The organism is Microbacterium sp. CIAB417 (assembly GCF_022788845.1).
Genome location: NZ_JAHZUT010000004.1, coordinates 666,532 through 692,864 on the forward strand (window position 1 = coordinate 666,532; position 26,333 = coordinate 692,864).

The following is a 26,333-nucleotide window of genomic DNA, read 5'->3' on the forward strand; positions in this document are numbered from 1 at the left end:
CTCAGCCCTTCGTGGCGCCCGCGGTCACGCCGGCGGTGATCTGACGCTGGAAGATCAGGTAGACGACGATGATCGGCAGCACGGCGAGCAGCACGCCGGCGATGTACGTCGGCACGTTGTCCGGGTACTGGCCGCGCAGAGCACTGACCCCGACCATGACCGTCCGGTTCTGAGGCGACTGCATGATGAGCAGCGCGATGAGGATGTCGTTCCACACGAACAGGGAGTTGAGGATGCCCATCGAGATCAGGGCGGGCTTGCCCACCGGGACCATGATCCGCCACCAGGCTCCGAACAGGCCGTTCCCGTCGACTCGGGCGGCCTCGGTCAGCTCCTTCGGGATGCCGGAGTAGTACGCCGTCATGAAGTACACCGTGAACGGCAGGAACTGGGCGACGTAGGCGATGATCAGGCCCGGGAACGTGTTGATCAGACCCATGTCGCTGAGCACCTTGATCGTCGGCACCATGATGACCTGGAACGGGATCATCATCATCGCGAGGATGATGAGGAAGGCCAGCTTGCTGCCGCGGAAGGTGAGGTGGCTCAGGGCGTAGCCGCACATCGACGCGAGCACGAGCAGAAGGACAACGGACGCCACGGTCACGATGATCGTGTTCAGGAAGTAGCGGCCCATGTCCGCATTCACCCAGGCGTCGATGTAGTTCTGGACGTTGAAGGTCTGCGTGATGCCGAGTCGGTCGAGGACATAGTCCTTGCGCGTCTTCAGCGACACGTTCAGGCCGAAGACCATCGGATAGATGGTCGCGATGGCCAGCAGCATCATCGGCACGGCGAGCGCCCACCGGGCGGCGCGTTCCCTGCGCATCAGGACTCCTTCGTGGCGCGGCGGAGCACGCGGATCTGGATCAGGCCGATGACGAGCACGATCAGCAGCAGGAAGACGGAGGCGGCGGACGCCAGGGCGGGACGCGCCTCGCCGTTGAGCTTCCAGATGAGGAACTCGGGCAGGTAGCTCGCGGTCCCGGGGCCACCGGCGGTCATCGTGTACAGCAGGCCGAACAGGCCCGTCAGCATGCCGATCGTCGTCGTGACGAACACGAACTGGATCGTCTGGCTGAGTCCGGGGATGATGACGTGCACGACCTGCTGCCACATGCTCGCCCCGTCGATCTTCGCGGCATCCAGAAGCTCGGCGTCCAGGGTCGCGAAGCCGGCGAGGAAGATCGTGAACGCCATGCCGAACGTGGCCCAGATGTGGACGACCAGCACCGTCGGCAGGGCCGTCGACGGCAGGCCGAGCCAGTCGACGCCCGGGATGTTCACCACGCCGAGAGCCGCGTTGAGCGGGCCGTTCGCGGCCAGGATGATGTTGAAGATCGCGCCGATGATGATCGGGGACAGCACGACCGGCAGGAAGTACACGCTGCGGTAGAACCGGTGGCCGGGGACCTTCAGGAAGACGAGGGTCGCGAGGATCCCCGCGACGAAGACCTGGATCGGCACGAACAGCAGCACGACCAGGACGTTGCGCGCGGAGGCCTGGAAGCGCTCGTCGCCGAGCAGCGCGATGTAGTTGTCGAGGCCGATGAACTGGCCGTTGAGCTCCTTGTCTCCGGTGAAGGAGAAGTTGACCCCCAGCACCAGCGGATAGACCCGGAAGATCGCGAGGATCAGGATGACCGGCAGCACCATGAGGTAGGGCGCGATCCGCTCGGACGTCCACGGCTTCTTGCGCAGCGGGACGTCCGTGGTGACGCGCCCGCGGCCCGGAGCCTTGTCCTTGAGGACAACGCTCCGGGTCGAGGTGGTGTCGATCGACAAGGGATCAGCCCTCCGACGCTGCCAGCTGGGCTGCCGCGTCCTCGACGGTGACCTCGCCGCCGAGCAGCTGCTGGCCGAGACGGTGCAGCAGGTCGAGCGTCTCGGCTTCGAGGGCGGTGTGAAGCAGCGGCTTACTGCCCGGGAGCTCCGCGACGATGTCGTTGGCCGACGCGATGTCCGTGTCGAGCTCGATCGTCGTGTCGGACGTGATCTGGCCGCCCGCGAGCGAGTAGTTCGACAGGGCGTCGTGGTCGACGGTCGCCTTGATCCAGTCGACGCCGAGGTCCTTCTTGTCCTCGTTCAGGATGCCGTAGCCGATGCCGCCTTCCGCGGGCAGCGCCAGTGCCGTGCCGTCGTTGACCGTGACCGGCATCATGAAGCCGAGGTCTTCGCCGAGGAACTCGTCGAACTGCTTCCAGTGCGCGGTGCCGCTCATGAGGCCGATGACCATGCCGGCGCTGCCGCCGGAGAACAGGTCGAAGGAGTCGTTGAACATCGCGGTGGAGTTGGCGCCGTCGTTGTACCAGCCGTCGGCGGCGGAGTCGGCCCACATCTGCAGGACCTGGGTCGCGTGCTCGCTGGTCCAGTCGCGCTCGCCGTCGATCCAGGCGTCGTACTCCTCGGGGGTGAAGACACCGGATCCGAACCCGGACAGGAAGAACTCGATGCCGAGACCCTCCTTGTTCCCGAGCGCGAAGCACGAAGCGTCGGTCTTCTCGAGGATGGCCGTGCACGCCGCGGTCAGCTCGTCCCACGTCGTGGGCGGAGTGTCCGCATCGAGGCCGGCCTCGGTGAAGAGCGCCTTGTTGTAGTAGATCGGGAAGCCCTGCAGGAACATCGGGGCCGAGTAGGTCTCGCCGTCGGCCTGGAACGCCGGCCAGCCGGCCAGCTTGTCCTCAAGATCGGCGAGTTCGTCGGTGACGGGGACGAGAGTCGAGGCGCGGCTCTTGAGCTGCGTTCCACCGTTGAACAGCGCCACGTCCGGGCCCGTGCCCGCTTCGACGGCGCTGCCGAGCAGCGTGTAGTACTGGTCGAACGGCTGATTGACGATCTCGACCTCGACATCGGGGTGAGCCTCCGCGAAAGCGGCCTTGACGTCTTCGGTGTAGGCCGCGGCCGCCTCGTCGGCGTCGCCCCAGTTCCAGACCACGAGCTTGTCGGCCGTACCGGCGTCGCCGGTCGATCCGGTCGGCGACGCGCCGCCGCATCCGGTCAGTGCGAGTGCGGCCACGCCGACCATGGCGGGGATGGCGATCCTTCGCTTCATTGCGATCCTCTCAACGTTGATGGGTGCTGCAGGGACCTGAGGGTGCAGGTCAGTTGACAGGAAACGTACTACGTCTTATGAACTCCGTCAACCAAACATCACATGACTGATGTTCAACCGTGACCTCGGCGGCACACCGGGGGGTCCGAAGGCGGCGAGCGCCGGTGGGCGGGTTCAGTCCGGGTGGCGTTCGGAGGGCAGGCGGCGACGCTCCCACGATCCGAGGATGTGCTCGCTCATGGCGACGCGTGCGGCTTCGGGGTCGCCGGCCGAGATCGCCTCGACGATCTTCTCGTGCTCCGCGAGGGTCAGCTCGAAGGCGTGCGCCGGGTCCTGTCCCGTGAAGCGGTCGCTTCCGACGGCGTGCGCGATCAGGACCCGTGAGATGTTCTCGGCCAGCCCGTTCTCGGACAGTTCCATGACGGCGAGGTGGAACCGGACATCCGCCTCGCGGAACGCAGCCGAATCCTCCACGCGCTCCGCCATCGCCTCCAGGCTCTCCCGCAACCGAGTGCGTCCCTCGTCGTCGACGGACTTCGCGGCGGCGGCGGCCATTGCCGCCTCCAGGGCGCCGCGGACCACGCTGAGATCGTCCAGGACGCCGAGCGTCGAGTCGTTGCGGATCATGGTCGACAGCACCAGCGGATCGAGCACGTTCCAGCTCGTCGACGGCGTGACGTGCGTGCCTCGTCCCTGGGCGACGGTGACCATGCCCTTTTCCTGCAGGCGCTTCATCGTCTCGCGGATGACGGTGCGGCTCACTCCGAACTGCACGCTGATGACGCTCTCCGGCGGCAGGGCGTCGCCGGGGGTGAACTCCCCGGTGACGATCGACTGGACGAGTTCGTTCAGCACGGTCACGCCGATGCGATCGATCGGTGTGCGCGTGCGGCCTGACGCGTCGCGCTCTGCAGGCATGGTCATGGGTGCCACTCTATTGACCTCCTCGGGTGCGGCCGCGTAGACACTCGCCAAACGGCAGACATATGATGTATGGTGTTTAGCACTTCTTCGATCTCACACTCAAGGGCGACATGAAGATCACCGGCTTTCGCACATTGCGCACCGTCCACGACTGGGGGCGGCCCGTCGGCGACGTCAACGGCTACATCGCGTCGGGCGTCACCGACGTCCCGATCGTGATCCTGGAGACGGATGAGGGCGTCGAGGGAGTCGGCATGGGATCGCACGCCGACCTCGAGCGCCTCTTCCCTGCTCTGGAGGGGCAGGATCCGCGAGCCGTCGCGACCCTCTACGACGCCATGCTGGCGCGGGTCTTCAAGTCCTCGCATGGCGGCGCGACCTTCGGGGGCATCGGGGCCCTCGACACGGCGCTGTGGGACATCAAGGCCAAGCTGATCGGCGAGCCCTTGTGGCGCGTCCTCGGCGCCGGCGACCGGTTCGTCCCCGGGTACGCGTCAGCCCTGGATGCCGCGCTCACCGACGACGAGCTCGCGGCGCAGTACCGCGGCTTCGCCGAGCGAGGGTTCACCGCGGCCAAGCTCAAGGGCGGACGCAATCTCGAAGCCGACCTGCGGCGCTTCGGCATCCTCACCGAGATCCTCTCGGGACCCGGCTCGTCGCCGGCTCTGATGCTCGACGCGAACGAGTCGTGGAACCTGAAGCAGGCGGTGCGGTACGTCAGCGCCCTCGAGGAGCACATCGATCTGACGTGGATCGAGGAGCCGCTGCGTCGATGGGACGCGCCGGGGCACGCCCGACTGAGCGGTGCGGTCAAGGCGTCCATCGCGACGGGGGAGAACCTGACGGGACTCGAACAGTACCGCCCGCTGCTGGACGCCGGAGGCGCGGACATCGTCCAGGCCGGCGCCGTGTGGGGCATCACGCACTTCCTGCGCGTCGCCATCGCCGCGCACAGCAGGGATCTGCCCGTCAGCCCCGTCGGCCTCACCGCCAACCACGCCGTCACCGCCGCCGCGGCGGCCGTGCCCAACCACCTCTCCGCGGAGGTCCAGGACCTGGGTTCCCCCCTGGGGCTCACGCTGGACCAGGAGTTCGCCGACGGAGGCGTCGTCCTCGGCGATCTCCCCGGCGTCGGGATCCAGGTCGACGAGCGCGCCATCGAATCGGCACGGCGCTCCGGGGACTGGCAGGAGCCGGCCGGGCCGCACGTGCGTTCGCCGCGCGCAGGCCTGCGCCTGGTCGACACCGGGACCTGGGGGGAATGATGCAGATCCGTCCCGGCATCCACCGTATCCAGGCGCCGCTGGGCGAGCGTTTCATCGCCATGTACCTGCTCACGGGTCCGGAAGGCGGTCTGCTGTTCGACACCGGCGTCGCGGAGTCCGTGACCGGGACTCTGCTGCCATATCTCGACGGGATCGGATTCGACCGGAACCGGTTGCGCTGGGTGATCAGTTCGCACTGCGACTTCGATCACACGGGCGGGAACGCCGCGCTGAAGGCCGCAGCGCCCGACGCCGAGTTCCTCGCCGGGCGCGCCGATGTGCCGATGACCGAGGACATCGAACTCCTGATCACGGGCCGCTACGGCGAGTTCGCCGCGAAGGACCGGTTCGACGACCCGCCGGAGACGACCGCGGAGGTCCGACGCTCCACCGGGCTGGTCGCCGTGGAGCGCGCGCTCGACGGCGGTGAGCGCATCGACCTCGGCGACCGAACGATCGAGGTCCTCTCCGTCCCGGGGCACTCCCCGGGGCACCTCGCCCTGTGGGATGGCGCGAACCGCACGCTGCTCATCTCGGACGCCGTGCTCGGAGAGACCGTCCCCACCGCCGACGGGAACCCGGCGTTCCCTCCGACCTACCGGGACACCGTCGCCTACGTCGACACCATCCGGCGTCTCCAGGAGCTCGACGCCGACCTCCTGCTCACCGCGCACTACCCGGTCTACGAAGGCGCCGCCGTCGCGGCGTTCCTCGGCCGGTCGCTCGCGTACACCGAGCGCATCGACCGCGTGATCGCCGACGTGCTCGCCGATGGGGAGGAGCTCACCTCTCTCGAGCTCATCCATCGCGCGGCTCCGGACCTCGGCCCGTGGCCGGAGCCCGCTGCCGAGTACCTCATCTTCCCCATGACCGGCAACCTGGAGCGACTCGTCGAGCGCGGTCTCGTCCTCGAGGGCGAACGCGACGGCATCCGGACCTGGAGGCGCAGCGCATGACGACCACGATCACCTCGCGCCCCGTGCGGCTCGGCGCGATCGGCGCCGGCTGGTGGGCGACGAGCAACCACTTCCCGATCTTCGCCGCTCGGGAGGACGTCGAGCTCGTCGGCGTCTGCGGCCGTGGCCCCGGCCTGGAAGGGGTGCGGACGCAGTTCGGCTTCGATTTCGCCACCGAGGACGCCGAGGAGCTGCTGGCAGCCGACATCGACGCCGTCGTCATCTCCACGCCGCACGACCTCCACCATCCGCTCGCCGCGCGGGCGCTGGAGCGCGGGCTGCACGTGCTGTGCGAGAAGCCGATGACCCTGCGAGCGGACGAGGCCTGGGATCTCGTCGCCCGCGCGGAACAGGCCGGCACGGTGTTCCTGGTCCCGTACGGCTGGAACTACAAGCCGTTCACCGTCGCGGCCAAGCGGATGCTGGAGGCCGGCGCCATCGGCGAGATCCAGTACGCACTGTGTCATATGGCCTCGCCGACGCGCGGACTGTTCGGCTCCGACCCGACCCACATGCTCGAGCGCTGGAACTCCGACACCGCACCGGATCCGACGACCTGGTCGAGCCCGGAGCACGGCGGCGGATATGCCCACGGGCAGATCACCCATTCCTCGGCGCTGCTGTTCTGGCTGACGGGCCTGCGCGCGGCATCCGTCGCCGGCCGGGTGATCGCCGCCGGCGCCCCGGTCGACCTGTTCGACGCGGGGGTCATCCGGTTCGAGAACGGCGCTCTCGGTTCCCTGTCCGGGGCCGCGACCCTCGCCGACGGCGACAAGTATCAGGTCGACATCCGGCTGTTCGGCACCGACGGCGTTCTCATGATCGACGTGGAGAGGGAGCGGGTGACTCTGAGCCGCTACGACGGGCATCGCGAGGACCTCGCGATCGCTCCGGACGAGGGCGAGTACGAGTGCCTGGTCCCGCCCGCGCGATTCATCGAGCTCATCACCGGGGCGCACAGCGAGAACAACTCCGACGCCGCGGTCGGCGCGCGCTCCGTCGAACTCATCGACGCCCTGCTGCGCTCGTCCGCGGCGGGCGGCGTGGACACTCCCGTCTGAACAACCGAGGTAGGACATGACAGAATCCCCGACTCCCCGCGGCATCCTCGACGGCTATCGCGTCATCGACTGCTCGATCGCGATGGCCGGCCCCTTCGCCGCCCAGCGGCTGGGCGATCTGGGCGCCGACGTCATCAAGGTCGAGCCGACCGCCGGCGAGTGGCAGCGCTTCGCCGCGGCCGGAGGTGCTAAGGGCAACGAGATCAACGTCTCCTTCCTGTCGCTCAACCGCAACAAGCGATCGCTCGCGGTCGATCTGAAGTCCGAGGCGGGCAAGGAGGTCGTGCGCGAGCTCATCGCCGGCGCCGACGTCTTCCTGCAGAACTACCGCCCCGGGGTCGCGGCCCGGCTCGGGCTCGACTACGAGACGCTGTCGGCGATCAACCCGTCGCTCGTGTACGTCTCGATGTCGGGCTACGGCGAGGACGGACCCTACAAGGACCGTCCCGGTCAGGACCTCATCCTGCAGGCCATGAGCGGGGCCATGCTCTCGGCCGGGCGCGAAGGCGAGCCGCCGTCCCCGGCCGGCCAGTACCTGGCGGACGCCGTGACGGCATCCACGGCGTTCGAGGCCGTGCTGGCGGCTCTGCTGCACCGCGAGCGCACCGGCGAAGGGCAGCTCGTCACCGTCAACATGCTCGACGCCCTCACGACCCTCCAGATGCAGGAGCTCAGCGTGTACACGGTGGGAGGAGTGCCGCAGAAGCGCGGTTCCGAGCCGAACGCGCACGTCTACATCCGGGCTCCGTACGGCGTGTTCGCGACCTCGGACGGCTACCTCGCGCTCGGATTCGCGGATCTCGAGAAGCTCGGCGAGGTTCTCGAAGAGCCGTCGTTCGCCGGACTCGACCCGGAGGAGCACGGCTGGACGCACCGGGACGAGCTGTACGCGGCCGTCGCGGGGCACCTGCGCGAGCGGACGACGCAGCACTGGCTGGACACGTTGCTGCCTGCGGGAATGTGGGTCGGGCCGGTATACGGGTACGAGGAGCTGGTGAACGATCCTCAGGTCATCCACAACGGCACGTTCGTCGAGTACGACCACCCCACCGAGGGGCGGGTGAAGACGCCGGGCTTCCCGTACCGGTTCACGAAGACTCCGGCGCGCATCGATCGTGGTGCGCCGCTCGTCGGAGAGCACACCGGTGAGATCCTCGCCGAGCTCGGCATCGGGGCGGACCGGGTCCGTGCACTGCTGGACTCCGGAGTCGTCGCACAGACGGCGGGGACCCCGGTGAGCGCGTGACCGACTACATCGGGCTCACCTGGGACCACCCACGAGGACGTCGTGCGCTCGAAGCCGCCTCCGGCGACCTCGGAGACGGCGACACGCTTCGGTGGGAGGTCCAGTCCCTGGAAGGATTCGAGTCCGCGCCGATCGATGAGCTGGCGCAGCGGTACGACCTGCTGGTCCTCGACCATCCGCACCTCGGCGATGCGCTGTCGACCCGCAGTCTGCGCCCGCTCGACGAGCTGTTCGATTCCACGCAGATCTCGCGATGGGCGGATGGCGCGGTCGGGCCGAGCATCTCCTCGTACCGGATGCAGGGCCGATTGTGGGCGCTGCCGCTGGATGCCGCGACGCAGGTCTCCGCCCGCAGGAGAGATCTGGTGCCGAACGCCCCGAAGACCTGGGATGAGGCCGTCGACCTGGCCGAGAGCGGGCTCGTGGCGACCAGCGTGGCGGGTCCGCACGCGTTCCTCTCCCTGTGCTCCGTCGTCGTCTCGCTGGGAGACGACCCCGGTCACGCCGGCGCGATGTTCGATCGCCCGATCGCCCTTCGCGCGCTCGACATCCTCACGTCCCTGAGTCAGCGGGCCCCCGAAGGGACGCACGGTCTCAACCCGATCGCTCTGCTCGACCGGATGCGCGACCGCGGGGACATCGGATTCGTCCCGCTCGTCTACGGCTACGTGAACTACAGCTCGGACTCCGTCGCGTTCGGCGCTCCGCCGGCTTCGGACGGCCGTGTCGGCTCGACGATCGGGGGTACGGGCATCGCCATCACCCGTCGCTCGGAGCCGTCGGCGCGGCTGCTCGATCACCTCGCCTGGCTGCTCTCCGAGCCGGTGCAGCGAGGCTTCATCCCGCAGCACGCCGGTCAGCCAGGGCTCCGAGCGGCGTGGACCGATGCCGAGGTGGATGCCGCGGCGCACGGGTTCTACTCCGCGACGCTCGCGACCATCGAGTCGTCCTGGGTCCGTCCACGGCTCCCGGGATACATCCCCTTCCAGTCCCTGGCCTCTGCGGCGGTCCGTGCCGTCCTGGCGGGAGCGCGGCGTCCGGACGACGCGCTCGACGAGATCGAGGAGCGCTTCGCGCTGCTGCAGAGCACGCCCATCCCGCTCGAACAGAAGGAACCCGCATGACGATCTCCTCCGACACGGACCTCATCGTCGTCGAGACGGACGGGCAGGTCGCCACGGTGCGGCTGAACCGTCCCGAGAAGCTGAACGCCGTCACACAGGCGATGAGCGATTCGCTCGTCGGCATCGTCGGGGCGCTGAACGAGGACCCCGGCATCCGAGCCGTCGTCTACACCGGTACGGGGCGCGCCTTCAGCGCGGGCAGCGACATCTCGACGCTCGATCAGTACGCGACGCCCTGGGAGTTCCGCAACCGGCGCGACTACTGCGATGCGCTGCGCGCGTTGCGCAAGCCGGTCATCGCCGCGGTCAACGGCTATGCGTTCGGCGGCGGCCTGGAGGCCGCGCTGACCTGCGACATCCGCGTCGCGGCCGAGAGCGCGAGTTTCGCCGCCCCCGAGATCAAGCTCGGCTGGATCGGCGGGGGAGGGATGTCCGCGCTGCTGGCAGGTTCGGTGGGAGCGAGCAATGCGGCGTACATGCTGATGACCGGTGATCCGATCGATGCGCAGCGCGCGCTGGCCTGGGGTCTCGTGAGCGAGGTGGTCTCCTCCGACGCGCTGCTCGCACGCGCGCAGGAGCTGGCCGCGACCATCGCCGCCCGGCCCCCGATCGCGGCGGAGACCGCGAAGGCGAACCTGCGCGCGGCGTGGAACCTGCCGCAGGACCAGGCGATCGCCTATGAAAGGGAGATGCAGGGCATCGCCTTCGCGACGGAGGACGCGGTCGAAGGCCGCGCGGCCTTCGCGGAGAAGCGTCCCGGCGCCTTCCGCGGACGCTGACGGACGCTCACGGACAGACAGGAGAGCATCATGACCGAGGACTTCCAGGACATCCTGCCGATCGATGCGGCGGCCGCGCTGCTGGTCGGCCGCGTACAGCTGCCGGAGGGACCCGCCGTCGTCGCGCTCCGCGACGGGGTTCTGTACGACCTGTCGGCGAGGTTCGCCACGATGCGCGAGCTCACCGAGTCCGCGGAACCGGCGACCGCCGTCCGCGCTGCCGCGGGCAGGGCGATCGGCGCTTTCGAGGATGTCTGGGCGAACACGGCGCCCGATGACCGCGACACCGGCAGGCCGTGGTTGCTGTCTCCGATCGATCTCCAGGTCGTGAAGGCGTCGGGTGTCACGTTTCCCGTCTCGATGCTCGAGCGCATCATCGAGGAACGGGCACGCGGTGAGGCCGAAGACGCCTCGGGGATCCGCGAGACGATCCTGGGCGCGCTCGGCGGTGACGTGCGAGATCTCGTTCCCGGCTCTGCCGAGGCTCTGCGCCTGAAGGACGTCCTCATCGACGCGGGGCTGTGGAGCCAGTACCTCGAGGTCGGGATCGGCCCGGATGCCGAGATCTTCACGAAGGCTCCCGTGCTCGCCACGATCGGCGCCGGCGGCGATGTCGGCGTCCTCAGCGAGTCGCAGTGGAACAACCCCGAGCCCGAGGTGGTCCTGGTCGTCTCGTCGACAGGAGCGATCGTCGGGGCGACTCTCGGGAACGACGTCAACCTCCGGGACATCGAAGGCCGATCGGCCCTGCTGCTCGGTCGGGCGAAGGACAACAACGCCTCGGCTTCGCTCGGCCCGTTCATCCGCCTCTTCGACGCCGGTTTCGGTCTCGATGACGTGCGCACGGAGACCGTCACTCTGTCCGTGCGCGGCCTGGACGGATTCCGAATGGAGGCGAGCTCGCACATGGAGCAGATCAGCCGCGACCCCGCCGACCTCGTCCGGCAGGCAAGCGGTGCGCACCATGCATATCCGGACGGCTTCGTGCTGTACTTGGGAACGATGTTCGCGCCGACCGACGATCGGGATGAACCGGGTCACGGCTTCACGCATCACGTCGGCGACGTGGTGCGGATCGCCTCGCCGAGACTCGGTGCGCTCGTGAACCGCGTACGGCACAGCGAACAGATCGCGCCGTGGGATTTCGGCATCGGAGCGCTCATCGCCAACCTCGCCGAGCGCGACCTGATCGGAAGGAAGAACGCATGACGACACTGTCGACCGTCGACCCGCGCACCGGAGCCAGCACGCCCACGCGCATCACGGCGACCGACGACGCCGGTGTCGCAGCGATCACCGCTGCCGCGGCCGAGGCGTTCGCGGACCTGCGCACCCGACCGCGTTCCTGGCGGGCCGGGCTGCTGCGTGCGCTGGCGGACGGCCTCGAGGCGGACCGGGTGGTGCTCGTCGGAGCCGCGATGTCGGAGACCGGCCTGAGCGAAGCGCGCCTGAACGGCGAGCTGAGCCGCAGCGCGTTCCAGTTCCGACTGTTCGCCGACGCCGTGGAGGACGGCGGCTACCTCGAAGCCGTCATCGATCACGCCGGCGACACTCCGCTCGGTCCCGCGCCCGACGTGCGGCGCATGCTCGTCCCGATGGGGCCGGTCGCCGTGTTCGGAGCGAGCAACTTCCCCTTCGCGTTCTCGGTCGTCGGGGGCGACACGGCGTCCGCGCTCGCCGCGGGCAACCCGGTGGTCATCAAGGCACACGGATCGCACCTGGTCACCTCGCAGCGTTCGTTCGACGCGCTCGAGCGCGCCGCAGCGGCGTACGGAGTGCCCGCCGGAACCCTCGGCATCGTCTACGGGCAGCAGGCGGGCGCGACTCTCGTCGCGGATCCGCGCATCGCCGCAGTCGGCTTCACCGGGTCGCTGTCCACGGGCAGGATCCTGCAGGGGATCATCGACGAGCGCGAGACGCCGATCCCGTTCTACGGAGAGCTGTCGAGTCTCAACCCGCTGATCGTCAGTCCCGGCGCCGCCGTGCAGCGCACCGCTGCGATCGGCGAGGGGCTGTACGGCTCGGTCACCGGCTCGGCGGGTCAGCTGTGCACCAAACCAGGGATCGCGTTCGTGCCGCAGGGAGCGGCCGGCGACGCCCTCGTGGCGGACATCGTCGATCGGGCGGAGAGCGCCGCGGAGCAGACTCTGCTGAACGCGCGCATCCACGGCGCGTTCGACGAGATCCGCACCCGGCTCATCGCCGAGGGCGGGGCCCGCAGTCTCGTCGAGCCGAGGGTGGGGGCCGAGGGATTCTCGGTGACGCCCGCGGTGCTCGAGATCGATGCTGCGGACGTGACGGCGGCCGTGGCCGAAGAGGCGTTCGGGCCGCTCGTCGTGCTCATCCGCTACGACGGCATCGGGGAGGTCCGCGAGGCGCTGGGGGCCGTGCCGCGTTCTCTGACCGCGACCATCCACTCCGAGACCGGGGAGGGGGAGCTCCGGCGTGCGCTCACCGAGGCCGTCGGAGAGCTCGTCGGACGGATCGTGTACGACGGCTACCCGACCGGCGTGCGAGTGTCGTGGGCGATGAACCACGGCGGGCCGTGGCCGGCGACCAATACCCAGCACACCTCGGTCGGCGTGACAGCCATCCGCCGGTTCCTGCGGCCGCTGGCGTGGCAGGATGCCCCCTCCGACGTGCTCCCGGACGAGCTGCGCGACGGCCCGGTCGACATCCCCCGCCGCGTGGACGGGGCGCTGGAACTCGCCTCCCGCTGAGGGGGGCGAGTCCGGCGGGTCACCCCCGCACCTGCCGGTCAGCCGAAGACGCCCTCGGGAAGCAGACGCCGCTCGATGAGCGCCTCCCACAGGGCGTCGGGGACGTCCGCCTCGAGGCGGTCGACGTTGGACGCGACCTGCCGGCCGTCGCGGCATCCGAGAACCACGGACGTGACGGCCGGATGCCGCAGGCTGAACTGCATCGCCGCGGTGGGCAGGTCGCTGCCGAACTGCTCGCAGACCACGGCGATCGCGTTGGCGCGCTCGATCAGGTCCCGAGGGGCGGGCGCGTAGTCGTAGGTCGCGTCGGGCGCCACACGGGGGCGCGAGAGCAGCCCGGAGTTGTACACGCCGACGTTCACGATCCCGACGCCGTGTTCGAGCGCCGCAGGAAGCAGGTCGTCCAGTGCGGGCTGCTCGAGCAGGGTGTATCGTCCCGCGAGCATCACGACGTCGATGTCCGTCTCCCTCACGAAGCGCGCCGGCATCGCGGACTGGTTCATGCCGACGCCGATCGCGGCGACGACGCCCTGGTCACGCAGCTCGACGAGAGCGCCGATTCCGTCACTCGACGCCTGCTCCCAGTGCTCGTCGGGATCGTGCAGGTACACGATGTCGAGACGGTCGAGGCCGAGCCGCTCCAGGCTCTGCTCGACTCCGCGCAGAATCGCGTCGCGCGAGAAGTCGAAGGCGCGACGGAAGGCGGCCGGCACGGCGAATCCGCCGTCATCGAGCTGCCCCGTGGCGTGATCCTGCGGGACGAGAGTGCGACCGGCCTTCGTCGACAGCACGTAGTCGTGGCGCGTCCGGTCCGCCAGCAGTGCGCCGAGCCGCCGCTCGGAGTATCCGAGCCCGTAGTGGGGTGCGGTGTCGAACAGGCGCACGCCGCGGTTCCAGGCCTCCTCCACCGCCGAGTGCGCCTGCGCGTCCGTCGTGACGCGTCCGAGGTTGCCGAGCTGGGCCCCGCCGAGCCCGAATCGCGTGAGCCTGGTACCGGTTCGGAGGGCCGTGGCCTGCATCAGCGGCCCAGCCATCCGCCGTCGACCGGCAGCACGACGCCGTCGACGTAGTCGGAGGCGCGGGACGACAGGAACACCGCGGCTCCGCCGAGGTCGGATGCCTCGCCCCATCGTCCGGCGGGGATCCTGTCGAGGATGGCTCGCGAGCGCTCAGGGTCGTCCCTCAGGGCCTGCGTGTTGTCGGTCGCGATGTATCCGGGGGCGATGGCGTTGACGTTGACCCCGCGCCCTGCCCACTCGTTCGACAGCGCCTTGACGACCCCGGTCAGCCCCGATTTGGCCGCGGCATAACCGGGCACGTTGATCCCGCCCTGGAAGCTGAGCAGCGACGCCGTGAACACGATCTTCCCGCGTCCGCGCTCGAGCATCCGTCCTCCGACGGCCTGCGCGAGCGCGAACTGGCTCGTGAGGTTGATCCGGAGGACGCGTTCGAACCACTCCATCGGATGCTCGGCGGCCGGGGCGCGCAGGATGGTCCCGGCGTTGTTCACGAGGATGTCCACGTCGCTCGTGCGCAGCTCGGCGCCGAGGGCGGCGACGGCGTCGGCGTCCGCGAGGTCGCACCGGACCGCCCGGAACTCGCGCCCCCTCGCTCTCACCTCCGCCTCGATCTCGCTGCCGGAATCCGGGATGCGAGAGCTCACCGCGATGATGTCAGCGCCGGCGTCCGCGAGAGCGGTGGCGATGCCGAAGCCGATGCCGCGGTTCGCGCCGGTCACGACGGCGAGACGACCTGTCAGGTCGAAAGGCCCGCTCATCGGGTGCCCGCCTGCACGTCGACGAGGATCTTCATCGCCCGTCCGGCCTCGAGCTCGGCGAACGCGGCCGCGGTCTCCGTGAGCGGCACGACCCGGCTGATCACGAGATCGGTCGGGATCACCCCTGCGGCGATCAGCTCGATGGCTGCCTCGAAGTCGTCGCGCTGGTAGACGCGCGCCCCGAGAAGGCGGAGTTCGCGCCAGAAGACGCGCTGCAGGTCGACCTCACGCGGCGTCGGATGGATCGCGACGACCACGATCGTCCCGCGCACCTTGGCCAGCGCGGTCATGCCGCGCACGGCCGCCGCTGCGCCGGACACTTCGAACACGACGTCGGCTCCCGCCCCACCCGTCCACTCGTCGACCCACGCGACCTGGTCGACGGTCGACGGGTCGAGGGTCGTGAATCCGAGACCCTCCGCCTGTGCACGGCGTTCGCCGTCGATCTCGATCAGAGTGACGTCAGCGCCGGCGTGCCGGGCGACCGTCGCGATCAGAGTGCCGATCGGACCGCCACCGATGACGACGGCCTTCTGGCCCGCCGTGAGCTCCGAGCGTCGCACGTCGTGCACCGCGACGGCCACGGGTTCCACCAGGGCGGCATGATCCAGCGGCACAGCACTCGGGACCGCGACGAGGGCGGCGGCGGGGACGTTCCATCGCCCCTGGAGCGATCCGGGGGAGTCGATTCCGATGAAGTCCAGGTTCTGGCAGATGTGCTGGTTGCCGGCGACGCAGGCAGGGCACGTGCCGTCCCAGGCGAGGGGCATGACCGTGACCTTGTCGCCGACGGACCATCCCGAGACGCCGTCGCCGAGAGCGGAGACGATTCCGCTCATCTCGTGACCGAAGACGAGCGGCGTCCGGACACGGGCATCCATGTGCCCATGCAGGATGTGCAGATCGGTGCCGCACAAACCGGTGTAGGCGACAGCGATCTGCACTTCGCCTCGGGCAGGCGGTTCGGGCTCGGCCTCGCGGATGTCGATGGTGCGGTCGCCCACATAGTTCGCAGTCAGCACTGAATGCTCCTCACTCGTGAAGCTCCAGATTACTAGGACGTATGATGAATGATCAATTGGGTTCCTGGCCGGCGGGTCAGCGCTCAGCCGGGCAGGAGAGAATGGACGGATGAGCGAGGCGACGGCACCCCGACACGCCGCACCGCGACCCCGGACCCTGGCCATCGCGCTGCCCATCGGCGTCGCGGTGACGGCGATCGGGGCGCTGTGGGCGCTGGCGGACGTCCCGGCTCCCGCGCCCGTCGAGCAGCCCGTCCCCGCCGTCGCGCTCCACCTGCCTCCGGTGGACGTCGAGGCGACAGTCGCCGTCGACCCGTGTGCGGAGGCGGCCGTGCAGGATGCCGTGGCCTCGGGCGACGACGCGGCGACGATCGCGGCGTTCGGCGGCGGCGAGGCTTTCCGTGCGGCGGTCGCCGCCGGGAACGCGCCGTGCATCTCGCTCACCGACCCCGATCGGATCTGGGTGGTGGTCAACAAGGCTCGACCGCTCGACGCGGACTTCACGCCGACGGGTCTGGTAGACACGGCTCTGCAGACCACGACGACGGCGGGTTCGATGCGCGCCGAGGCCACGGAGGCGATCGACGCGCTCGCCGGAGCGCTGTCGGATGCCGGCGCCGGCCGCCTCGGAATGAACAACGGGTACCGGTCGTACGGCATGCAGCAGAACACCTACCGGCAGCACGTCGCAGCCACCGGCCAGAACGCCGCCGACGAGGTCTCCGCGCGTCCCGGATACAGCGAGCATCAGACCGGTCTCGCGCTGGACGTCGTGTCCTGCGGCAACGGGTGCGGCGGCATCCACGACTTCGGCGGAACGCGCGAGAGCGACTGGGTGAGCGAGCACGCCTGGGAGTACGGGTACATCGTCCGCTACCTCGACGGCGAGACCTCGGTCACCGGGTATTCGCCGGAGCCCTGGCACCTGCGCTACATCGGTCCGGAGCTCGCCGCCGCGTATCACGCCGGCGGATACACGACGCTCGAGGAGTTCTTCGGGCTCCCCGCCGCCCCCGACTACGCCGGCTGAGCGCATCTGGTCCCACCCCACAACGGCGGTACCCGGTCTCACTGAATGTGGGAACGCATTCCACAATCGGCTGGGGCGGCATCGGGCGTCGGCATAGAATCGCGGCAGCAACGACGCACGACACGTTCGGGAGGACGGCATGGAACGCGACATCTACGAAGAGGACCACGAGGCATTCCGGGATCTCGTGAAGGACTTCGTGAAGCGCTACGTCACGAATGAGGCCATCGAGCGGTGGGATGCCGCGGGCGAGGTCGACCGCGAGACGATGCTCGCTGCCGGAGAGGCCGGAATCATCGGGCTGAGCGTTCCCGAGGAGTTCGGCGGCGCGGGGATGCTGCAGGACTACCGGTTCCGCGCCATCGTGAACGAGGAGATCATCGCGGCCGGTGCCGGTTCCCTCGCCGGCGCCTTCGGCATCCAGGACGATCTGGCCGTGCCGTACCTGGTGCACATGGGCACGCAGGAGCAGAAGGAGAAGTGGCTGCCGCGCATGGCGACCGGTGAGATCATCGGCGCGCTCGCCATGACCGAGCCGGGCGCCGGAAGCGACCTGCGGGGCATCAAGACCACCGCGAAGAAGGTCGACGGCGGCTACATCGTCAACGGGGCGAAGACGTTCATCTCCTCCGGGAAGACCGCCGACCTCGTCGTCACGTTCGTCAAGACCGGCGAGGGCAACCGCCCCGACGCCTTCAGCCTCGTGCTGATCGAGAACGGCATGGAGGGCTTCGACCACGGCAAGAAGCTCAACAAGATGGGCTTCCACGGCCACGACACCGCCGAGCTCTCGTTCAGCGACGTGTTCGTCCCCGACGAGAACCTGATCAGCGGCCAGGAGGGACAGGGGTTCATCCAGCTGATGATGAACCTCCCTCTCGAGCGCCTGTCGATCGCGGTCGCCGGCGCGGCGGCCGCCCAGGCCGCCTTCGACTGGACCGTCGCCTACACGAAGGATCGTGAGGCGTTCGGGGAGCGCGTCATCGACTTCCAGAACACGCGCTTCAAGATCGCCGACATGTCCGCGACGGTCGACGCGCTCTGGGCGTACATCGACCGCGCGCTGCTGGCGTACAAGGACAAGAAGCTCTCGGCCGAAGAGGCCGCGAAGATCAAGTTCTGGGCGACCGAGCGCGAGTGGGAGGTTCTCGACATCGGCGTCCAGCTGCACGGAGGCTACGGCTACATCACCGAGTATCCGATCGCGCGCGCCTTCCTGGATGCCCGGGTGCACCGCATCTACGGCGGTACGAACGAGATCATGCGCGACATCGTGAGCCGTCAGATCGCCGGGAAGCGCTGACGCGCTGACCCGAGAAGGCCGTCCGCATCGGATGCGGGCGGCCTTCGTCATGCCCACAGGCGGTCGCCCGGGGTGAAGTCGGGGTGAAATCGGCTCCGGCGGGCATCGAAACCGCATAGGAATGGTCCTGGACTGCTCTGTCCGCAGTGTGGGAGGGGATATTCGTGGGACGATCGTGGTTGCCCGAAAGACGCCGGAGGAATGAGAGCGAGCGCACTCTGCTCGGCTCCTCGCGGAGGGCGATGGGACTGGGCGTCGCCGCCGTGATCTCGTCGCTGACGTTGTCGCTGTTCCCAGCGATGGCGGCGACCGCGGCGCCGCAGTCGACGCATGAGATCACCGCGACCTGGGCCGGAGATCCCGCGCCGACCGAGGCGCCGTTCGGACAGCCGGTCAGGGCCGAGTGGCGGGTCAACACGAACGACTCGAGCGACCCCTTCTCGAACGAGCCGGTCGAGAACGTCCGTGCGACGCTGACCGCCGGCAACGGCGTCTTCACCAGCATCCCGTCGGTCTGTCTGGTCCGCGACGTCACGCCGGTCTCGGAGATCTCGGAAGACGGGACGACGCTGCTGTGCAACCTCGGGACGGTTGAGGAAGGCACCTCGACCGTCATCCAGACCCCTCTGCGAGCTTCTTCCGCGGATGGCGGGGAGCTGACGGTCGTCGGCACGGCGACATCGGACACGGCCGTCGATGAGGCCGGTCCCGCCGATCCCGGGCCGCTTCCCATCACCTACACATACGGCATGGACCTCTCGCTGAACTCCGCACCTGGGCAGGCATACCAGGGCGGCACCGGGCCGAGTCGAACGGGTGGCGATCGCACGTTCGTGTCGATGAACTACTCGCTGATCCTCGCGGCGGGCAGCGTGCCCGGACCCGCGACGTACTCGTTCCCCGTCACGCTCGGCACGAACGTCGCGGGCGCGCTCAACGGGCTGCAGTGGGAGGGCTGTGCGCCGATCGGCACCAGCTCCCCGGCAACGGGGCAGCCCTACTCCGATCCCGCGCAGAGTGACCGCACCAATTTCCCGTCCTGTGCGGTGAGCGGATCCGGCACCAGTTACACGGTGTCCTTGTCGGACCTGGACTACACGCTGGTCAACACGCCCACCAAGGACAGCCTGGGGCAGCCCCTGCCCGGCAACGGCGCCTACATCGCCTCGGGCACCGTGCGGTTCAGCATTCCGGCCCCTGTCACGCAGGTGACCAACGTCACGTTCACCGCCGCGCCGGGTGTGTTCACATTCGCCGACGGCACCACGCGCTCCGACGGGGACGCGGCGAACAACTCCTCGAACACGACTCTCGTGCCCCCGGGCGGCTTCACCAACCACTGGGCCGGAGACGTCGCCGCCTCTCGCTCGGCGTGGGACACGAACCTGTGGGTCAGTCCCGGTACCGGCGCGGGCGTCGAGCTGCCCCAGCCGGGCATCGACGACCTGGACGATTATTACGCAGCCATCGCGGACGGCACCATCGACCGGTTGCCCTTGTACATGCAGGCCAACTCGGCGATGTGGAACGGCTATCAAGGGGCCGGAGGGGCGCAGTTGGCGGGTCTGTGCACGATGAGCCAGAACCCGGTGTTCGTGCCAACCTGGTTCGACGGCGGTGGCTGGGATGCCGGCCAGGGATACCTCCACTACACGACGGCGCGGTTCTACTACACGACCGCCCCCATCGACACCAAGACGGAGACGTGCGGTGAAGCCGCCCCGAGCTCGAAGTGGATCGAGGTCGTGCCGCCGGACGGTCAGTTGACCGACCCGCGCATCGGGAGCGGCATCCTGATGCAGCTCCCGGCAGGGGTCACTGCTGTCAAGATGACCTGGGACCCGACCGTTGACCGGCAGCGGACTGCCCAGGGCTACGCCTTCGTGCGAGCACTCGGCCCCATCGACGAGGACGCCCCGACAAGCGGTGAGGGGTGGACGGCCGGTGCTTTCAACTCGCCGAACAACCCGGCGACCACCTGGCCCGGCTATCCGAACCTCAACAACTGGGTGAACATCAGCACGACGCCGGGCGGGGTCAACCTTCCGGGGAGCACCTACGGCCCTAATATGCAGGGGTATCGAGACGCTTTCCGGCTGCAGGGTCCGATGGGGCTGCTGGAGAAGGCGGTCTCGAGCACGACGGCCGAACCGGGGGTGCCGGTGACGTACTCGTTGCGGGCACAGGCGCAGAACCTCGTCACGAGTCCGCCTCCGGTGTCGTTCTCGGTCGTGGACACCCTCCCCGCCGGGATGGAGTACGTCGCCGGGTCCGGTGAGCCGGCCCCCACGAGCGTGAGCGCGGACGGTCGCACCCTGACCTGGAACTTCAACGGGGTCGAGGCCAACGTGTTCCAGAACATCAGATACCAGGCGCAGCGCCCCGCCGACAGCGTGATCGCGCCCGGCACGAACCTCGTCAACACCGCGGTGATCAACGTGCCCGGCGACAATCGACCGGCCACCACGCCGGGTCGCACCGCCACGGCGACGGTCACCGTCCCGAGCGCATCCGCCACGATGTTCGGCAAGTCCGCCGAAGCCAACGTGCTGTCCTTCGACGGCGACAGCTCGGCGTGGGTGCTGACGATCAACTCCCAGGACCCGGTCGCGAGCGACTTCACCGACACGATCGACATCCTGCCCGCTGTCGGAGACGGACGCGGGACGGACATCGACGGCACGTACACCGTGACGGGCGTCGATGCGCCGGCGGGAGCGACGGTGTACTACTCGACGGCACCGCTCGCCGATCTCAGCACGGACCCGCGTGATGCGTCGAACGGCGGGACGCCGGGGTCGGTCAGCGGCAACACGGTCGGGTGGTCGACGACTCCCGTCGATCATCCGACGGCGATCCGCATCGTCGGACCGGAGCTCGCTCCGGGCGCGAGCCAGATCGTCCGCATCGGGTTCGAGACTCCCGCGGGATCGAGCTGTCAGGCTCCCGCCGAGGACGACAACAAGCCGGGCCAGATCCTGGTGAACACGGCCAGCTCGTGGGCGGAGCACACGGCCCTGCCGATGCTGTCTTCCGCGGTCATGCAGATCGCCAACTGCTACGGCGTCGACCTGAAGAAGTACGTGCAGGATGTCGACGGCGAGTGGGTGGACGCCAACAGCACCGCGGAGTTCCCGACCTACCGGGTCGGTGACGAGGTCTCGTACCGGATCGTGGTGGAGAACATCGGTCAGGGGACGCTGACCAACCTCGAGATCACGGACGACCTCTTCCCCGAGGGTTCCTTCGTCGTCGAGGAGTTGGCGCGCGGCGAGCAGGACGTGCACGAGTACACGGTCACGATGACCGGCGGGGGCACCGTCGTGAACACGGCGTGCGGCACGGCAGACACGCCGCCGGACGCCGCGGCCCCGACCATCCTCTGCGATCCGGCCGGTGTGCAGGTCGTGAACTACGAGACGGAGAAGTCGTCCGACCCGGCCTCGGGTGAGACGGTGGAGCCCGGCGACACGATCACCTACACCGTGACCGTGACCCAGCAGGGCGACGTTCCTGCCGTCGCGCAGTTCAGCGACGACCTGTCGGCGGTGCTGGACGACGCCGTGTACAACGGCGACGTGTCGGCATCGATCGGCACGGCATCCGTCACCGACGGCGTGCTGTCGTGGACCGGCACGGTGCCGGTCGGCGAGGTCGCGACGGTGACGTACTCCGTGACGGTGAAGGACTCGGCAGCCCTCGCGGCGGACGGCGACTACACCGTCGGCAATCAGGTCGCGAGCCCGGGTTGCGTGGACGCGTGCAGCACGGAGCACCTCATCGCGGACTATTCCGTGGAGAAGTCCTCCGATCCCGCTGACGGATCGAACGTCGAGATCGGCGACACGATCGAGTACACCGTGACGGTGACGCAGATCGGTGAAGCGTCGTTCGACGGTGCGTCGCTGGTCGATGATCTGTCGGGAGTGCTGGACGACGCGACGTGGAACGGCGATCTGGGTGCTTCGGCCGGCACGGCGGACTTCGATGCCGCCACGGCGTCGCTGACATGGTCGGGCGACCTCGCGGTAGACGACGTCGTGACGATCACCTACACGGTGACCGTCACGGGTGAGGGCGACACGCATCTGCGCAACGTGGTCAGCAGCGAAGGCTGCGCCTCGGAGGGCGCGTGCAGCACCGATCACTACACCGCGACGTACACGACCGTGAAGACGGCGGATCCGGCATCCGGTTCGGCCGTGCAGGTCGGCGATGTGATCACGTACACGGTGACCGTGACCCAGTCGGGCGAGGGGCGCGTGGTCGGTCAGTTCTTCAACGACGACCTGGCCAACGTGCTCGATGACGCCACATTCAACAATGACATTGCCGCATCCGCAGGTGAGTTCACGTACGAGAACGGGATCATCGCCTGGACGGGAGACCTCGGCCCCGGCGACGTCGCGACGGTGACCTACTCGGTGACGGTGACGGCGGCCGGCGACACGCTCATCGGCAACACGGTGCAGTCTCCGGGCTGCGAGACCGCGGGCGACTGCGCGACCGAGCACCTCACGGGCCGGTACGAGACCGAGAAGACGTCGGATCCCGCATCCGGTTCCGACGTGCAGATCGGCGACACGATCGACTACACGGTCACGGTCAGCCAGGTCGGGGAGGCGGCCGTCGAGGGCGCCTCGTTCACCGACGACCTGTCCGCGGTGCTGGACGACGCGACCTGGAACGACGACCTCGCGGCGTCCGCGGGCGATGTCGACTTCAGCGCACCGATCCTCTCCTGGTCCGGCGATCTCGGGGTGGATGACGTCGTCACCGTGACCTACTCGGTGACGGTGACCGGCGCCGGGGACACCGAACTCACCAACGTCGTGACCAGCGACGGATGTGCGGAGGACGGGTGCACGACCACGCACCGGACCGGCGACTACTCCGTGTCGAAGACCGCGGTCGCCGCTCCGGGATCTGATGTCGCCGTCGGCGACACCATCACCTACACCGTCACGGTGGCCCAGCGCGGTGCCGGAGCGGTCGCGGATGCCTCGTTCGACGATGACCTGTCCGCGGTGCTGGACGACGCCACCTGGAACGACGACCTCGCGGCGTCCGCCGGCGAGGCGGCGTTCGATGCCGACAGCACGGCACTGAGCTGGTCGGGCGACCTGGCCGTCGGCGCGACGGCGACGATCACCTACTCGGTGACCGTGACGGGCGAGGGCGACATGACGCTCACGAACGTCGTGACGCCGGGTGAGAACGGCGAGTGCGTGCCGGCCGCGGATGAGAACCCGGATTGCACGACCACGCATCAGACGGGTCGGTTCACCTTCTCGAAGATGGCGGACCCGATCCACAACAGCGACGTGCAGGCGGGAGATGTCGTGACCTACACGGTGACGGTCCAGCAGCAGGGCCCGGCCGCTGTCGCGGGTTCGCTGGTCGACGACCTGTCCGACGTGATCGACGACGCCGACTACAACGGCGACGTGGCGGCCACGGCCGGAACGGCCGCAGTCGACGGGCCGACGCTCACCTGGAACGGAGATCTGGCTCCCGGTGAATCCGTGACGATCACGTATTCCGTGACGGTGACGGGTGCGGGTAACACGACCCTGGCGAACGTCGTGACGTCTCCGTCGCCGGGGGGCGAGTGCGTGACGGCGGAGGATGGCACGGAGGGATGCCGCACGGTTCACAAGACCGGCGGGTACGTGTATTCCAAGACCTCCGATCCGGCATCCGGAACCGAGGTGAGCGCCGGCGAGACCGTGACGTACACGGTCGCCGTGACCCAGCGCGGTGACGGTGCTGTGACGGACGCGATCGTCACCGATGACCTCACCGAGGTGCTCGACGACGCCCGCTGGAACGACGATGCCGAAGCGTCGGCGGGAAACGTCTCCCGCGACGGGAACACGCTGACCTGGACGGGAGACCTCGCGCAGGGCGAGACGGCAACGATCACCTACTCCGTCACGGTCACCGCTGCCGGTCCGGCCGAGCTCCGCAACGTGGTCACGAGCCCCGACGAGCGGGCGATCTGCGATCCGGACGGTGCCTGCGCCACCACGCACGAGGTGCCTCCGGCACCGCCGCTCGCGGTCACCGGTGGAGCGATCGCCTGGGGCGTCGCCGGTCTGGCCGGCGTGCTCCTGATCGGCGGAGCGCTGTTGCTCGGTATCCGTCGTCGTGAGCGGGAGACCCTGGTCGTCGACTGACCCGTGCCGGAGCGCGTCGCCCCCGCAGCATGCGGAGGTGACGCGCTCCGGCAGAACGTGCCAGACCTGGCGCAGATCGCGCCAGCCGGTCCGCCGTGGTCGCGGCGCCGACTAGCATCAGAGAGAGGTCAGCCTGGGGGTGGCCGAAAACCACCGACCCCCCAAGAGACATGACGATCGCAGACCCACCCTCGGACACGTCGAACGAGACCTATGCACCCTCACGGGAACTGCTCGACAGCCTGCCCGAGCACGCCGGCGAGCACATTCTCACTTTGATGCGGGTAGGGGCCTTCGGTGAAGCGCTGATCGTGGCGATCGAGCGAGGCGATCTCGATCTGGCGGTCGACGTGCTCCGGGTCGGCTGGTTCGATCTGCTCAAGGACGTCCACCGCTCGCACGTGATCGACGCCCTCGAAGGCCTCAGCGCCGCGCAGCTCATGTCCCACCCGCTCCTGGCGATGGCGCTCGGACTCGCCATCAACGGCGACGGCTTCCGGCGATCCAAGGCCGTCCACTACTTCGGTCTCGCCGCGACCGGCGTGCGCTCGCTTCCCACCCGTCTGTCACCGGCGGAGCGGGCACTGGTCCTCGCGAGCGAGAGCTCGGCGCTGCGGCTGATCGGCAAGCATGCTCTGTCGGTCAGCTCGGCCAGGGCCGGAGTGAAGACCCTGGACGGCATGCGCGAGGAGCGGGCCGCGCTCATCGGCTACCTTCCGCGGGTCTACTCCCAACTGGGGATCAGTCTCTTCTACGGCGACCAGGAGGACGAGGCGTTGCGCGTGTTCGCGCGGGGGTATGCCGAAGCCGGTACCTCCGACCGGTCGAGCTTCGGGAACCTGTCGATGTCCGCCGGCATCCATGCGCTCAGCGGCAATCTCGCGGAAGCCCGCGAGTTCGTGCTCCTGGCGCGGGGCGAGCCCTGGACCGACGAGCAGCGGCGGATGTACCCGGGTACGTTCTATCGACTCGCCGAGGCGATGCTCGCCCTGGAGGACGCCGACACGACCGGAGCGCAGACGCACCTCGACACGATGGAGCACGACCGCCGGAGCATCGAGCATTGGACCGCGATCGTGCGCGTGCAGGGGCTGGCGAGACTGCTCGGCGGTGATCCCTCGCTCGGGCTCGCGGAGCTCGAAGAGTACTCCGCGCTCCGCCAGGGGGACGGCGACCCGCGAGCCGTGCGACAGCGGCTCTCCTCGACGCGAAGCCTTCTGCATGTCGCGCTGGGCAACTACACCGCTGCCGAGAGGATCCTGCGCACCGATGCCGGCAAGCGGCCGCAGGACCACGTCGACCGGGCGCGCCTGGCCCTGGCGACGGATCGCACCGGAGAAGCGCTCAAGGAGCTGAGGTCGATCGCCGGGTCGCCGCAGAGCGCCCGCACTCATCTCGAAGCCCTCGCGATCGAGGCGGCGGCCGGCCTTCGCACCGGTCGTGATCGTCGGACCGGTGCCGTCCTGCAGCAGCTCATCGCGATGATGCGCCAGACCGACCAGCGGATCGCGATCCAGCTCGTTCCGCCCCAGGACGCCCTGGTGCTCGCGGATGCCCTCACGGCAGAAGGCGCTCACGACCTGACCAGGAGGTGGGCGCCTCAGCCGCTGCTGGCGCACACCGACGGACCGCAGCTCACAGGACGTGAGCAGGCCGTGCTCAACGCCCTGTCGCGATCCGGGGTGCTCAGCGAGATCGCGGGGGAGCTCTTCGTCTCCGTCAACACCGTCAAGAGCCACCTGAAGCGTCTCTACAAGAAGCTCGGGGCGCGCAACAGGGAGGAGGCGCTCGCGGCCGCCTTCCACCACCACCTCCTCTCGCCGCCGGTCGATCGGTGACGGACCGGATGTCGGGCGGAGGTACCGCTCCGCGATCAGGCGGCACGGGCCTCACGA

The 26,333-nt window shown here is 68.9% G+C and carries 19 protein-coding genes; 12 read left to right on the top strand and 7 right to left on the bottom strand.

Translation table 11 applies throughout. From position 1 onward, the window contains the following. Position 1 precedes the first annotated feature (1 nt). The 4 genes from KYX17_RS20590 to KYX17_RS20605 form a co-directional block, all read right to left on the bottom strand. The gene (locus KYX17_RS20590) at positions 2-829 is read right to left on the bottom strand and encodes a carbohydrate ABC transporter permease (RefSeq protein WP_243229087.1); all 828 of its coding nucleotides are present in this window, start codon (positions 827-829) and stop codon (positions 2-4) included. After that, entirely contained in the window at positions 829-1,785 is a 957-nt protein-coding gene (locus tag KYX17_RS20595) for a carbohydrate ABC transporter permease (protein ID WP_243229089.1), read from the bottom strand. Before KYX17_RS20595 ends, KYX17_RS20590 begins: the two co-directional genes overlap by 1 nt. A gap of 4 nt (positions 1,786-1,789) precedes the next feature. Further along, positions 1,790-3,052, bottom strand: a complete 1,263-nt coding sequence (locus tag KYX17_RS20600) for an ABC transporter substrate-binding protein (RefSeq protein ID WP_243229091.1) — start codon at positions 3,050-3,052, stop codon at positions 1,790-1,792. A 174-nt stretch (positions 3,053-3,226) separates the two neighbouring features. Continuing rightward, on the bottom strand, positions 3,227-3,976 hold the full coding sequence (locus KYX17_RS20605; protein WP_243229093.1) for a FadR/GntR family transcriptional regulator: 750 nt from the start codon (positions 3,974-3,976) through the stop codon (positions 3,227-3,229). A gap of 110 nt (positions 3,977-4,086) precedes the next feature. Between KYX17_RS20605 and KYX17_RS20610 the strand changes: the two genes are divergently transcribed. From KYX17_RS20610 to KYX17_RS20645, 8 genes are read left to right on the top strand one after another with little or no spacing between them, the layout of a single operon-like run. Further along, the gene (locus KYX17_RS20610; protein WP_243229095.1) at positions 4,087-5,241 is read left to right on the top strand and encodes a mandelate racemase/muconate lactonizing enzyme family protein; all 1,155 of its coding nucleotides are present in this window, start codon (positions 4,087-4,089) and stop codon (positions 5,239-5,241) included. After that, a complete protein-coding gene (locus tag KYX17_RS20615) occupies positions 5,241-6,197 on the top strand; it encodes an MBL fold metallo-hydrolase (protein WP_243229096.1) in 957 nt (318 codons plus the stop codon). Before KYX17_RS20610 ends, KYX17_RS20615 begins: the two co-directional genes overlap by 1 nt. Beyond that, positions 6,194-7,258, top strand: a complete 1,065-nt coding sequence (locus KYX17_RS20620; RefSeq protein WP_243229098.1) for a Gfo/Idh/MocA family protein — start codon at positions 6,194-6,196, stop codon at positions 7,256-7,258. Before KYX17_RS20615 ends, KYX17_RS20620 begins: the two co-directional genes overlap by 4 nt. A 16-nt stretch (positions 7,259-7,274) precedes the next feature. Further along, positions 7,275-8,504, top strand: coding sequence for a CaiB/BaiF CoA-transferase family protein (locus tag KYX17_RS20625; protein ID WP_243229100.1), 1,230 nt, complete (start codon positions 7,275-7,277; stop codon positions 8,502-8,504). Beyond that, positions 8,501-9,628, top strand: coding sequence for a hypothetical protein (locus KYX17_RS20630; protein ID WP_243229102.1), 1,128 nt, complete (start codon positions 8,501-8,503; stop codon positions 9,626-9,628). Before KYX17_RS20625 ends, KYX17_RS20630 begins: the two co-directional genes overlap by 4 nt. Beyond that, positions 9,625-10,407 carry an enoyl-CoA hydratase/isomerase family protein gene (locus KYX17_RS20635; RefSeq protein ID WP_243229104.1) on the top strand — a complete coding sequence of 261 codons (783 nt, stop codon included), beginning with the start codon at positions 9,625-9,627 and terminating at the stop codon, positions 10,405-10,407. The genes KYX17_RS20630 and KYX17_RS20635 overlap by 4 nt, the downstream gene beginning before the upstream one ends. A 30-nt stretch (positions 10,408-10,437) precedes the next feature. Continuing rightward, entirely contained in the window at positions 10,438-11,616 is a 1,179-nt protein-coding gene (locus KYX17_RS20640) for a fumarylacetoacetate hydrolase family protein (protein ID WP_243229106.1), read from the top strand. Continuing rightward, positions 11,613-13,127: an aldehyde dehydrogenase (NADP(+)) gene (locus tag KYX17_RS20645; protein ID WP_243229108.1), complete on the top strand. Its 1,515-nt coding sequence runs from the start codon at positions 11,613-11,615 to the stop codon at positions 13,125-13,127. The genes KYX17_RS20640 and KYX17_RS20645 overlap by 4 nt, the downstream gene beginning before the upstream one ends. 38 nt (positions 13,128-13,165) lie before the next feature. Here KYX17_RS20645 and KYX17_RS20650 read toward each other — a convergent pair whose 3' ends face one another. The 3 genes from KYX17_RS20650 to KYX17_RS20660 are packed head-to-tail and all read right to left on the bottom strand — an operon-like array spanning position 13,166 to position 15,926. Continuing rightward, complete coding sequence (locus KYX17_RS20650; RefSeq protein WP_243229110.1) at positions 13,166-14,161, bottom strand: aldo/keto reductase; 996 nt, start codon at positions 14,159-14,161, stop codon at positions 13,166-13,168. Continuing rightward, complete coding sequence (locus tag KYX17_RS20655) at positions 14,146-14,904, bottom strand: SDR family oxidoreductase (RefSeq protein WP_243229112.1); 759 nt, start codon at positions 14,902-14,904, stop codon at positions 14,146-14,148. The genes KYX17_RS20650 and KYX17_RS20655 overlap by 16 nt, the downstream gene beginning before the upstream one ends. Then, complete coding sequence (locus tag KYX17_RS20660) at positions 14,901-15,926, bottom strand: zinc-binding dehydrogenase (RefSeq protein ID WP_243229114.1); 1,026 nt, start codon at positions 15,924-15,926, stop codon at positions 14,901-14,903. The genes KYX17_RS20655 and KYX17_RS20660 overlap by 4 nt, the downstream gene beginning before the upstream one ends. 109 nt (positions 15,927-16,035) lie before the next feature. On the opposite strand from KYX17_RS20660, the gene KYX17_RS20665 reads away from it, so the two are divergent. From KYX17_RS20665 to KYX17_RS20680, 4 genes are all read left to right on the top strand, one after another. Beyond that, positions 16,036-16,956: a M15 family metallopeptidase gene (locus KYX17_RS20665; RefSeq protein WP_243229115.1), complete on the top strand. Its 921-nt coding sequence runs from the start codon at positions 16,036-16,038 to the stop codon at positions 16,954-16,956. A 139-nt stretch (positions 16,957-17,095) separates the two neighbouring features. Further along, a complete protein-coding gene (locus KYX17_RS20670; protein ID WP_243229116.1) occupies positions 17,096-18,259 on the top strand; it encodes an acyl-CoA dehydrogenase family protein in 1,164 nt (387 codons plus the stop codon). Positions 18,260-18,501: 242 nt separating this feature from the next. Further along, a complete protein-coding gene (locus KYX17_RS20675) occupies positions 18,502-24,438 on the top strand; it encodes a hypothetical protein (protein WP_243229117.1) in 5,937 nt (1,978 codons plus the stop codon). A gap of 170 nt (positions 24,439-24,608) precedes the next feature. Further along, complete coding sequence (locus tag KYX17_RS20680; RefSeq protein WP_243229118.1) at positions 24,609-26,276, top strand: helix-turn-helix transcriptional regulator; 1,668 nt, start codon at positions 24,609-24,611, stop codon at positions 26,274-26,276. The last annotated feature ends 57 nt before the right edge of the window (positions 26,277-26,333 follow it).